Raw genomic sequence first — 11,577 nt, 5'->3', positions numbered from 1 at the left:
CCGGTTTGGCACCTCGATGTCGGCTCATCGCATCCTGGGGCTGGAGAAGGTCCCAAGGGTCCGGCTGTTCGCCGGTTAAAGCGGTACGCGAGCTGGGTTCAGAACGTCGTGAGACAGTTCGGTCCTTATCCACTGTGGGCGTAGGAAACTTGCGGGGTTCATTCTCTAGTACGAGAGGACCGAGAATGACGCACTTCTGGTGTGGCAGTTGTTCCGTCAGGGGCAGCGCTGCGTAGCCATGTGCGGAAGAGATAAGCGCTGAAAGCATCTAAGTGCCAAGCTCATCCCAAGATACGGTTTCCCGGACGTAAGTCCCTAAAGACCCCCGGCAGACCACCGGGTTGATAGGTCAGGCGTGTAAGTCCAGTAATGGACTCAGCGGACTGATACTAATCGGTCGTGAGGCTTGATCGTTTAATTTGATCATGATCAGTGAACTGTGTGCTCGAAGTTTGTTCTACGTGTAGTCTTCAAAGAATAAGTGTTCTTTAGCCAATTTTTTGGTGGTTATAAAGCTGTGGTCCGACCCGATCCCATTCCGAACTCGGCCGTCAAACGCAGTCTTGCCGATGGTAGTGGTTGTATAGCTTCCGCGAGAGTAGGTTGCCGCCAGTTTTTCTATTAAAAGCCGAAGGATAATTCCTTCGGCTTTTTTCATGCCCACGGCTCGCTGGAGGTTTCAGGAGTCTCTGTGAAAGGGTCAAGTAATCACAGAGCGAAGTGCGTAAGCGACGAACAACGAAGGGTTTCGCAAAAAATCAGGCAAACGCGTGCTGAACGACTGCATGGATTAGGCTTCAGGCGGACTCCAAAGCCGACTGCAGGTGTGGAAAGTGCGTCTCAACCCCGGACAAAGTAGCTTAAATTCTCCAACTCGATCGCCAGATTCACGTTGTTGACCGTCACTTCGTCGGGGACTTGCAGCACAACCGGGCTAAAATTGAGGATTCCACTAATGCCGTGTTGCACCAATTGGTTGGCAACGGCCTGGGCTGAGGTGGCGGGCACCGCCATGATCGCCATTTTAACGGCGCGGTCGCTGATCCATTTGGGAATCTCCTCCATCCCCGCGATGGGATGCCCAGTATTCTTCGCACGTGCTCGGGCCGGATCGGCATCAAACGCTGCCACAATTTCAAAACCCTCCTGCTGGAATCCTTGATAGGCAAGTAGGGCGGTTCCCAAATTACCAACGCCAACCAGTATGACCGGTTGCAAACTGGAAGTTCCCAGCAGTTCCGAAATCATTTTGGACAGCAACTCCACATCGTAACCCAAGCCCCGGGTTCCAAACTGACCGAAATAGGTCAAATCCTTCCTCAATTGCGCTGATTTAACTCCGGCCGCTTTGGCGAGAGCTTCGCTAGATACCGTCCTGATCGCATTCGACTTCAAACGATGAAGGCAGCGGAGGTAGATCGACAGGCGATAAACCGTTTTTCGCGGGATCTCAGGGCGGGTCTGTTTCCTCAGGATAGCCTTGTCTTTGTTCATGATCTAAACAGAAGTAGGTCGGCGTCAAAAGGCCACCGAACGGTCCTTAAGGAGTTGTAACACCTGTTCGGCCGCACGCTGGCCGGCCCCGCCGTTGCCGAGGCTCTGAATCACGGTTTGTAATCTCTGCTTCACAGTCGCTCTGCGCCGCTCGTCCGTCAAGAGACGGACGCACTCCTCGCTAATCGCCTCTGGTGTGGCTTTGTCTTGGATGAATTCCGGAAAGAGTGGCTCGTTGGCCAAAAGATTGGGCATCGAGAGGTAGGAAACCGTAATGAGTCTCTTGGCGATTTGATACGTCAACCACGACGTCTTGTAGATGGCCACTGTGGGCAACCCGAAACGGGCACATTCCAAGGTGACGCTCCCGGTTGCAGCGATGGCCATGGTGGCGCTCTGAAGATGTCGCCCGAGGTTGCCAACTTCAACTTTCACACCGCCCAAATCCCCACAAGCTCTCTGCACCAGCTCCGCCAGGCTCTGGTTGGGAACGGCCAGAACTGCGCGAACATCAACGCGCTTGCGGAGGCGAGCTACCGATTCAACCAAAACTCCGGCGTGACGACGAATCTCACCCGGCCGACTTCCGGGAAGCAGAAGTATCAGTGGCGGATGCACTGGTGGTGTGGATGAAACAACCGGGGTCGCCGGGTAGCGGTCCATGATCCAGTGGCCGACGTAAACGGTTTTGAGCCGTGGTTCCCTCTTCGCGTACCAGGCTTGTTCGAAGGGCAAAATACACAGGAGAAGATCGAAAGTTCGGGCGATGGCGGCCGATCGGCCAGGGCGTGATGCCCAGACCTGAGGAGAAACGTATTTCACCAGCAGCGGGTTCCAGTTGTGGAACGGGCGGCGTCCTGTCCCAGCCACCCTCCGAATGGCTTCGCCCAAACGCTGGTTGAAATGCGAGAAATCAACCAGTATCACGACGTCCGGCTGTCGTGCTCGTGCCTCCGCTATCAACTGTTTGAAAATGCGCCGAAATGCTCCATAATTGGCCACGACTTCAGTTGGCCCAATGACCGACCTGGCGGTCAGGTCGTGCAAAATCTCTACCCCCGCTACCTTCATCCTCGGCCCGCCTGCCCCAAAGAAGACCGGCTCCAAGGAGGCCTCCCCGAGAACGGAAACTCCTCGAGCGTCCCGGGGGGCGGAGCTTAACCGGTCCCTCAGCGCGTCCACCAACTCGGCTGCCAGGAGATCACCGCTAGGCTCCCCTGCCACCACCATGATCGAGAGCCTCCTCATGGATTACGGGAGTGCCTTTTGAATCTGCCGGGAGATTTCAAACGCCACGTCCAGCGCCCGCTTGGCTGACTCGCCGCTGACGACCGGAGAGCAGCTGGACTTAACGCACTCCACAAAGCTTTCCAGTTCCAGTTTCAGGGGTTCATCTTTGCGGATGGGCACCGGTTCGCGAACAATTCTGCGTCCGCCAAACTCGCTGACAATCGTCGAGTCCTTGGCGGCGAGCAGTTTTCTCAATAGAGAACTTTCGCTTTCGTTTCCTTTGGCCAGCCGATAGATGAAGCCTTCCTGTGCCCGGTAGTCGAGCGACACGTAGGTGGGGTGTTCGCCACCGCTAAAGACTCGGATTTTACGCAGTCTTTCGGGACTTATCCGACTGGCAGTGAGGTTGGCCACACATCCGTTTGCGAACTTTAGTCTCGCGTTCGCGATGTCCTCCGATTTGCTCAATACCGGAATGCCAACCGCATCCACGCTCGTAATGGGGGAGTTCACAAACGCCAGCACGACGTCTAAATCGTGAATCATCAAGTCCAGCACCACGCCCACGTCGGTGCTCCGAGCCGGGTAGGGTGACAGCCGGTGGGTTTCGATGAAACGCGGCAGCGTCGCCACGGTTCGGAGATACTGGAAAACGGGGTTAAATCGCTCTACGTGTCCGACCTGCAGCAGCAAGTTCTTTCCTCGAGCTAGCTCGACCAGTTCCTCTGCCTGCCGCGAATCGCTGGTCATCGGTTTTTCGATCAGAAGATGCTTACCGTTCTGCAGGAGAATCTTGGCGATATCGAAGTGCGTGGAGGTCGGTGTGACCACGCTTACAGCATCGCTGCGATCGATGAGATCCTCGAGCTTTAGAAACGCTTGGGTGCGGACCTTCTCAGCCACACGTCGGGCATTCTCAGGAAGGGTGTCGTAAACCCCGGTAAATTCGACAACACCCGCCGCGGCCAGATCTGCATAGATTCGGGCATGTTCTTTGCCTAGGGAGCCGGTACCGATGACCGCAACTCGAAGCGTTCCGCTGTAGATCGATGAATTCGTGCCGTGTTCCGTCACGCCTTTAAGGTGACACCTACCAACCGACGATGACAACTGAACTTTGGTCCTTGATGTTGGCAGATCTAGGCGGGAGATTTTCCCGGTGCAGATCGGATTGTTCAGCTTTTTGATCGTGGGTGCTTATTTCTTGGGGTCCTTCCCCACCGGTTTTCTGGTCGCTCGTGCCCTGGGCATCGACCTGAGGACCGTGGGCAGCGGCAACATCGGAGCTACAAACGCTTTCCGCATTCTCGGAAAGGGGCCGGGCGCCACGGTGCTGCTCGTGGATGCTTTGAAAGGCTATACTGCCTGTCTAGGCCTGCCATGGATCGTGCGCTCGCTAGGCTGGGTTGATCCGGCAGCCTCGCCAACATTCCTGGAATGGATGAGCATCTCTGCCGGCGTTGCAGCTGTCCTCGGACACAATTACACCTGCTGGCTGAAGTTTAAGGGAGGCAAAGGGATCGCGACATCCGCCGGTGTTCTTTTGGCTTTGGTGCCGTGGGCTTTTTTGGGTGTCTTGGTCGTGTTTTTGATCGTGTTCGGCTTAAGCCGCTATGTATCATTGGGATCCCTCGCGGCGGCTGCTTTCCTCCCAGTAATCACTTGGGCCACCGGACAAAGCTTCACCTTGATTGCAATGACATCCTTCCTGAGCGCATTGGCGATCTATAAGCATCGAGCCAATATCTCCCGCCTTCTGAAGGGCACTGAGAATCGAATCGGAGGCAAACCGGGGGAGGTGCGGAAATGAAAGTCACCATCCTGGGGGCTGGGGCTTGGGGTACGGCATTGGGCCTACGCCTGACAGAGAATGGTCACCAGGTATCCATGTGGGGTCGGAGCGCGGGGCATCTGGCGGATTTGCAGCGTGACGGCGTTAACCTTCGCTATTTGCCAGGGGTGAAACTGCCTTCAACTTGGAGGCTCACCACGGACCTGCCCTATGCGGTCCGTGACAGCGATGCGCTAGTCGTCAGTGTTCCCTCCAAGGGCTTTCGGGAGGTGGCCACTGCCTTGACAGGATATGGTGGGCTCATGATCAGTGTCACGAAGGGGGTTGAACATGAGAGTGGATTGACTATGTGCGGGATCCTGCGTGCACTTGTGGTCAACGCCTCAATTTCGACGCTCTCCGGGCCTTCGTTGGCGGCTGAGGTGGCACGTGGAATACCAACCGCGGTAGTGGCTGCGAGTATAGATTCCCTGGCAGCCCAGCAGACCCAGTTGTTGTTCAATGGTCCGGTGTTCCGCGTCTATACCAGCAATGATGAGCTCGGGGTTGAGTTGGGTGGGGCGTTAAAAAATGTCGTCGCCATCGCCGCGGGGGTGAGTGATGGGCTTGGCTTTGGGGACAATTCCAAGGCTGCCTTGGTGACTCGAGGTATTGCGGAAATCCGGCGTTTGGGAGTTGCTTGTGGTGCTCGAGCGGAGACGTTTGCGGGCTTGGGTGGGCTGGGAGACTTGACGGTCACCTGCTTCTCCAAACAAAGCCGGAATCGTGCCTTTGGGGAACGGCTTGGGCGTGGCGAGTGTTTGCGGGACATTTTGGCGACCTCTCTCTCGGTAGTGGAAGGTTACCCCACGTCTCAATCGTCATGGGAGCTTGCCCGCCAGAAGCGGTTGGACACCCCAATCATCGATGAGGTCTATCAGCTTCTCTACCAGGGTAAGCGGCCTGACCAGGCACTCAGGGCCCTCATGACCCGGGAGCCCAAGGCAGAGACCGCCGACTGACCTGTCCTTGCTTAGTCAGTTGTCTTCGCTAAGGCTTCTCCAACTCCTGTTCGATGTGCGCCATGAGGTCACCATAGGTCTCCAAGGCTTTGAACTGCGGGAATTGCTGCTGAATGCTGATGGGCGCGTGGAATAGGAAGCCGGCATTCGCCTCGGCTAGCATCGTGGTGTCATTAAAGGAATCTCCGGCCGCGATGACCCGATAACCAAGACCACGCAAGGCCGCGACCGATTTCCTCTTCTGATCGCTTTGGCGAAGCCGATAATTGACGATCCGTCCATTGATGACCTCCAGCCGATGGCAGAAGATGGTGGGCCATCCCAGCTGCTTCATCAAGGGTTGCGCGAATTCCTCAAAAGTGTCCGATAGCAGAATGGCTTGGGTTCGGGCGCGCAGAGTCTCGAGAAATTCGTAGGCTCCTGGTAGAGGCTTCAGGGTGGCAATGACTTCCTGGATGTCCTGGAGTTTGAGTCCGTGCTTCTCGAGGAGTTGCAGACGTCCTGCCATGAGAGTGTCATAGTCGGGCACATCTCGGGTGGTGAGTCGCAGTTCGGGGATTCCCGTCTTGTCCGCAACCGCGATCCAGATTTCTGGTACCAACACCCCTTCCAGGTCTAAGGTAACGATCGACTGAGTCATACGGCAGATCATGCCTGCCTCGGCACTCGCCAATCAAGCGTCGTACGTGAGTTTCCAGTTGCAAGTCGGCCTTGTGTTCTGCTGGTATACCGACAAACGCAGCTGATGAAACCTAACTCGGTCGAAATCGTCGTCCCCGCTTCCACCTCCAACCTCGGATCAGGTCTCCACGCGCTCGGGGTGGCTCTGAAGCACCATGGTCACGTTCGGGTGACCCAGCGCAAGACCAAGGGGGTTAACCTGGTCTCGCCCATTCCCCAGTCTGAATGGGCCAAGGCTACGGTGCTGATCTACGAGGCGTTCAAACTGTTTTTCGCCCGCACCCGGAAGCCTGCATTTGGCATCGACGTTGAATTGGGTGGAGAAATCCCGCATGGCAGAGGACTGGGCGCCAGCGCCAGTTTGCGTGTGGGGATCCTCGCCGCGCTGGATGTGCTCGCGAAAACGAAGCTGGATCGGACCGCCTTGCTGGATTTAGCGACCGAGTTGGAAGGCCATGCGAACAACGCAGCAGCCTCTATTTTCGGGGGCTTTGTAGCGGCTGGCAAGGTGGGTAAATCGTCTCGGAGCCTTCGGTTCGAGGTTTCTCCCAAGGCATCTTTCGTGTGCCTCGTTCCCAATTCTGGGATCAGCCTAGAGGCCGGTCGGGAATCGATTCCCCACTCCTATAACAAAGCCGATGCTTTACACGGAATCAACCGTACCGCTCTGGTTACGGCAGCTTTTGCCGCTGGGGAATTGGGACTTCTAAAGGGCTTGTTCGACGATCGGATGCACCAGCCCCACCGGGAGCCGCTCATCCCTCAGCTTTCTAGAGTCATTCAGGCCGGAGAAAAGGCCGGAGCTCTAGGTGGGTGGTTGAGCGGTTCGGGATCTAGTATCGTCTGCCTGACCTTGCAGAAACCTGAAGCCGTGGGCAAGGCGATGCAACGGTTTCTGTCGGATTCTGAGCTCCTGATCCTTCGTGCAGATAATCAAGGCTTCACGGTCGGGTAAGACTTGCAGCAAACAACTGGATTGGATCGCTGCAGAGTCAAGCCACTCCGCTCTTTCACCGGATCGCCTTACGCCGTTCGATAGTGGGTCTGGTCTTCCAAAAAGAGAAAGTCGTTCAATATCTGCTCCACCTCGCTTCGAGGCACTAGCTGCTCGTCCCGGCTGACGTATAGCCCCAAAACGGTGCGGTCCATTCTCTGAGCCGCATACAACGAAGCATGTTCATAAACCCACTTCAGGGATAGACTATCGAACTGATGCTGTTCACGCACGGTCTCAAAGGTCTCCTTCAGACAGCGCCAGGAATTGTTCAGAAAAATCGAAGGATATATGGAGGAGCAGCTTTGGCCCGAGAATGAGTTGTCCGGGTGCACGACCCCTATGGCGAACAGGCCCTTCCGTTCGGCTTGTTCCTTCAGCCAGTCGTTGATGACGCTCTTCATGTGATCGCTCCTTTTGCTTAAACGTGGCTCGGTTCAACTTGGACGCCGGGCCTCTCGCGCAACGCTCGCAGAAGATACACGTGCTCGCCCTCGGTTCGAACCACCATGCGCGCTTCCAGGCCTTCCAGCTCCAGTCGCTCAAAATCTCCCACTGGCAGGCCCTGGCATACCTGTCGCGACTTTTGACGCACGAACTCCATGAACTGAAGCCGCTCCTCGGGCCGGTCGCACTGGAAATCGTGAATCACCTCGCCTCGTCCGGTCGTGATGACAAACTCTTCAATCCTCGGCGGAGCTGGCGGTGTGGCTTCGGGGGGAACGCTGTCCTGTACGAAAGACTCGGTGCCAAATGAGGTGTCGGACATGGCCAGCCCCGTCAACCCGGCCGCGGTCATTTGCGACAAGATCTCAGTTTCGGTCGCGCCTTCGGAGACTACGATAAAGTCGGTGGAAGATTCGGTGGCGGATTGAGTCTGGGCGCTGGGTGTTCGGTCCCCCGCGGGCGGGAGCTCCGCCACCCTGGCCGCTTCCGCTTGTTCAGCTTCTGCATTAAGGATCTCGTCCTTCATCCGCGCCGCCTCCATGAGGAGGAACTCCCACGATCCGGAGATGGTGCGCTCGGGGGGTTCACTGAACGGCTTTAGATTAAACTGCCCTCCCGATAGCCCCAAAAGCTGATTAAACGCCGGTTCGCCCTTCAGATCCCCTACCTGGGAGTGGACGATCGCCCCCTGTTCGATGAAGATCTGTCCGGTTTCTCCGTTGGCGGAGATCTCCAGGATCAGCGAGCTCCTCGCTAAGCACTCCATCTGAAGCACGTCCTGGAGGCCTACTTTCTTGAGTACCCCTTGAAAGCCGCTTTCCGGTTGCCATTGCGCCAGCTCATCGAGCGCGGAATGCACCACTTCAAGTCCTTCCGGAGTTCCCGGTTTCTCCAGGATGAGTTCCGCCCCATGTGATTGACAGGCGGCCTGGTGATCCGGCTCCAGATGACCGGTCAGGATGACGCGCGGAATGCTCGGATACTTCCGCTTGAGCAGCTTCAAGAACTGGATGCCGTCCACGACCGGCATCTGAATGTCCACTACAACCAGATGCACGGGCCCGCTCTGCAGGATGGTCAAGGCCTTGCTAGTATTGCTCGCCAGCTCAATCTGCCAAGCGCCACGGCTATAAGCCTGCATGGCTTCGCCGATGATCTCCAGGAAGGGAATCTCGTCATCTACAAACAGGACCCGTCGTTTATTGGCAGCAATAGGGGGCATTTTCTTGCTCAGATTCTTTTAGGCTCAAGCGGCGATGGCGCCCGCTGGAATCACTTCCGTTTGCCGTTCTGCCTCGTTCTTTTCTTTAATGGGAGGCATCTTGCATGCCTCGCGCCAAAGAGGAAGCTGGTCGGCTAAACCAAGTTCCTGGAGGTAAGCCACATCGACTTCGGGTAGCATCTGGCTCTCCACTTTTCCTTTGGCTCTTAGTTCCTGATCCCATGCGTTGGCCACATGAACCGCGGTCAGAGCCGAGAAGCTCTTGCTGAGAAATCGGCTTGGATAGTGATGCAACGCCACCGCTTCAACAATCGACACTGGTAAGCCCCAAATCCCTAGCACGCAGGCTCCCACCTCGGCGTGAGTAAGGGAGAAGGTCGCTTCCTCCATCAGCCAAATCGCCTTTTTCTCGTGGTGGGCGGCATGAATGACCTTGATGTAATCGGTCGTGAGGTTGCACGCGATGACGAGCTTTCCGATGTCGTGCAGCAGCCCCGCGGTGAACGCTTCCTCGACAGTCTCCGGCGAGGCACCGCTGTGCTGGGCGATGAGGCGGGCGGTAGATCCTGTTGAGAGGGCGTGCTCCCACAGACTATCCACGGAAAATGAACTCGATTTGATTTTGTCGAAATAGGAAAAGGTATGCGCCAGGAGCAGGACGGACTTCGTGGTCTCCGCCCCTAGGCACAGCACTGCTTCCGTGGGATTGGCGATCTGCCGTCGGAGCCCGAATACGGCGGAGTTGATCAGCTGAAGCAATTTGGCGGTCATCACCAGATCCTTCGCGATTAAGTTGCCGATGGTCTCCAGCGAGGACGTGGGCGACTGCAGCTCCTTGACCACCTGAAAATAGAGTGAGGGAATGCTGGGCAGCTTCTGCATCTGGCCGATGAACTTCTTGACGCGTTCATTGGTGAGCCAAACCTCCAGACTAGAAGCACGGTCCAGAGCCGCTCTCAGTGTCTGGGGGTCGCAGGGTGTGGCGAGGTAGTGGTGGGAGGTGCCTACGCATTTGGTTACCGCCTGCTTGTCGGAAAGGTCCGCCAGCAAAAATCGTTGCGTTCGTGGGTGGAGTTCGGTGACCTGATTCAGGAACTGCAGGCCACTGGCTCCAGCGATCCGGACTTCGGTGACGATGGCGTCAAATGAACCTTGGCCCAGGTGAGCCTGCGCTTCGGGCAGGCTTGCCGAGCCCACCACCTCCCAGCTTGGGCCCAAGCCCGAGGCGAGGCTCTTCAGGTTTTGAAGCCCTCTGGGACCATCTCCCAGCAGAAGGAGGCGTCGTTTCATATCAATCAATCAGTGGGTTTTCTCTACTTCTTAAGTCTAACGCTCCGCCCGTGCTCGGCCCCGCTCCTGCACTTCCTCGTAGGCTCTATCCGCTGCGTGTTTCACCCAGGGATCAATGTCCTCGCGCGCCTCCTCCAGCACCTTGGAGGTTCGGTGATCGCCCAATCTCCCCAAGGCTTCCGCTGCGGCCAGCCTGAAATCGCGGTCCCCGTCTCGAAGCAGCCCCGCCAGCAACTGAACCACAACCGGAGCCTCCACGAGCACTGCATTCGGTTCGCCCTCGAGCGCCTGACTGTCGCTGCGGGCTTGCGCGATACGCGCCAAAACATCCGAGGCCGCTTGGCGGACCCAGTACTCGCGGCTTCGGTGGGCGTTCTCGAGTTCGGGAACAACCTGTTGTGCCGCATCGCTGCGATCCCATTGCGGATCGAGACGTTGCAGGGCGTCTAGAGCGGCCTCCCGGACCTGCCTCTGGTCGTCGGTCAGGGTCACAATCAAAGCCGGTATGGCGCGTGGGTCTTTCAGCGTGCTCAAGGCGCGGACGGTTGCCATTCGGACATCTGGATCCTTGTCTTTGAACAGAGCCACCAGCGGCTCCAGAGCCCGAGCATCTCCCAGGCGTCCAAGCGCTTCCACTGACGCGCGCCGCACATCCCAGGACTTATCCCGAAGAGCGACGGTGAGTGGAACGAGGGCCTTGGCTCCACCGCTCCGGCCGAGCGCTTCCGCGGCTGCAGTGCGCGCCGGTGGGAACTCGTCCTTTAAAGCCACGATCAGGGCGTCGATCGCTTCCGGACTGGCCTGTCTCCCGATCGCCTCGATGGCCGAAACCCGCACATGGCTGTCTGAATCCTTGAGCGCGGAGATCAAGGGACGCAGCGAACGGCTGTCATCCAGCCGTGAGAGCGCCTCGATGGCTGCTTTGCGTTGATGGTAGGTGTCCCCCTTTAAAACGGATACCAGCGGAAAGAAGGCGGTTTCGCCCTCCTGTGCCGCTTGCATGTAGCGCCCAATCGCGATGGAGTGCACCGCGCGCTCCTCGGATGACTGAGGCTGCCATCCCAGTTTATCCAGGGCTTTGGCCGCAGCTTGGCGTACCTTGTCGTTTTGGTCTTTGAGGGATGAGATGAGAGGCTTTTCGGCGCACTTCGCGTCGATGTCACCCAAGGCGGTGGCTGCTGCTGCGCGTACTTCGGGTGCCATGTCGTTGAGCAAACCCGTCAGCGGTATAACGACCCGCTCATCCTTGAATCGGCCCAACGCTACCGTGATGGCCTGCCGTACAGATGCCTCCGAGTCATTGGCCGCTTCCGCCAACGCCTCGATGGCCTCGGGCTTCTCCGAGGCGGCCAGCTTCTCGGCTGCCGCAATGCGCGACTCCGGCTTGCGTGCCTTGAGTTGTTGTATGGACCACCAGATCATCTGA

The 11,577-nt window shown here is 57.4% G+C and carries 11 protein-coding genes and 2 rRNA genes; 5 read left to right on the top strand and 8 right to left on the bottom strand.

Features of this window, described 5'->3' with window-relative positions:
* Positions 1-414, top strand: a 23S ribosomal RNA gene (locus JNN07_28130); the annotation flags it as partial.
* A gap of 85 nt (positions 415-499) precedes the next feature.
* A 5S ribosomal RNA gene (rrf, locus tag JNN07_28125) occupies positions 500-615 on the top strand.
* 225 nt (positions 616-840) lie between these two features.
* Here the strand turns inward: rrf and JNN07_28120 are convergent.
* From JNN07_28120 to JNN07_28110, 3 genes are read right to left on the bottom strand one after another with little or no spacing between them, the layout of a single operon-like run.
* Positions 841-1,494, bottom strand: coding sequence for a redox-sensing transcriptional repressor Rex (locus tag JNN07_28120; protein MBL9171630.1), 654 nt, complete (start codon positions 1,492-1,494; stop codon positions 841-843).
* Positions 1,495-1,518: 24 nt separating this feature from the next.
* On the bottom strand, positions 1,519-2,742 hold the full coding sequence (locus tag JNN07_28115) for a hypothetical protein (protein MBL9171629.1): 1,224 nt from the start codon (positions 2,740-2,742) through the stop codon (positions 1,519-1,521).
* Between the two features lie 3 nt (positions 2,743-2,745).
* Positions 2,746-3,771 carry a Gfo/Idh/MocA family oxidoreductase gene (locus JNN07_28110; GenBank protein MBL9171628.1) on the bottom strand — a complete coding sequence of 342 codons (1,026 nt, stop codon included), beginning with the start codon at positions 3,769-3,771 and terminating at the stop codon, positions 2,746-2,748.
* Between the two features lie 70 nt (positions 3,772-3,841).
* On the opposite strand from JNN07_28110, the gene plsY reads away from it, so the two are divergent.
* Together plsY and JNN07_28100 are read left to right on the top strand one after the other, a co-directional pair.
* Entirely contained in the window at positions 3,842-4,534 is a 693-nt protein-coding gene (gene plsY / locus JNN07_28105) for a glycerol-3-phosphate 1-O-acyltransferase PlsY (GenBank protein ID MBL9171627.1), read from the top strand.
* Entirely contained in the window at positions 4,531-5,517 is a 987-nt protein-coding gene (locus tag JNN07_28100) for an NAD(P)-dependent glycerol-3-phosphate dehydrogenase (protein MBL9171626.1), read from the top strand. Before plsY ends, JNN07_28100 begins: the two co-directional genes overlap by 4 nt.
* Before the next feature lie 28 nt (positions 5,518-5,545).
* Here the strand turns inward: JNN07_28100 and thrH are convergent, their stop codons facing one another.
* The gene (gene thrH / locus JNN07_28095; protein MBL9171625.1) at positions 5,546-6,157 is read right to left on the bottom strand and encodes a bifunctional phosphoserine phosphatase/homoserine phosphotransferase ThrH; all 612 of its coding nucleotides are present in this window, start codon (positions 6,155-6,157) and stop codon (positions 5,546-5,548) included.
* 105 nt (positions 6,158-6,262) lie between these two features.
* On the opposite strand from thrH, the gene thrB reads away from it, so the two are divergent.
* Positions 6,263-7,153, top strand: a complete 891-nt coding sequence (gene thrB / locus JNN07_28090; GenBank protein ID MBL9171624.1) for a homoserine kinase — start codon at positions 6,263-6,265, stop codon at positions 7,151-7,153.
* A gap of 68 nt (positions 7,154-7,221) precedes the next feature.
* Here the strand turns inward: thrB and JNN07_28085 are convergent, their stop codons facing one another.
* The 4 genes from JNN07_28085 to JNN07_28070 all read right to left on the bottom strand — a co-directional run.
* Positions 7,222-7,596, bottom strand: a complete 375-nt coding sequence (locus JNN07_28085) for a hypothetical protein (GenBank protein MBL9171623.1) — start codon at positions 7,594-7,596, stop codon at positions 7,222-7,224.
* A 17-nt stretch (positions 7,597-7,613) separates the two neighbouring features.
* Positions 7,614-8,861 (bottom strand): response regulator, encoded by a 1,248-nt coding sequence (locus JNN07_28080; protein MBL9171622.1) that lies wholly within the window; start codon positions 8,859-8,861, stop codon positions 7,614-7,616.
* 24 nt (positions 8,862-8,885) lie between these two features.
* Entirely contained in the window at positions 8,886-10,151 is a 1,266-nt protein-coding gene (locus JNN07_28075) for an HDOD domain-containing protein (GenBank protein ID MBL9171621.1), read from the bottom strand.
* A gap of 36 nt (positions 10,152-10,187) precedes the next feature.
* Positions 10,188-11,577: HEAT repeat domain-containing protein (locus JNN07_28070; protein ID MBL9171620.1), on the bottom strand; the 1,390-nt coding region annotated here is incomplete at its 5' end.

It is taken from the genome of Verrucomicrobiales bacterium (assembly GCA_016793885.1).
Lineage (GTDB): Bacteria > Verrucomicrobiota > Verrucomicrobiia > Limisphaerales > UBA11320 > UBA11320.
This window is presented reverse-complemented; position numbering and strand designations above follow the sequence as displayed.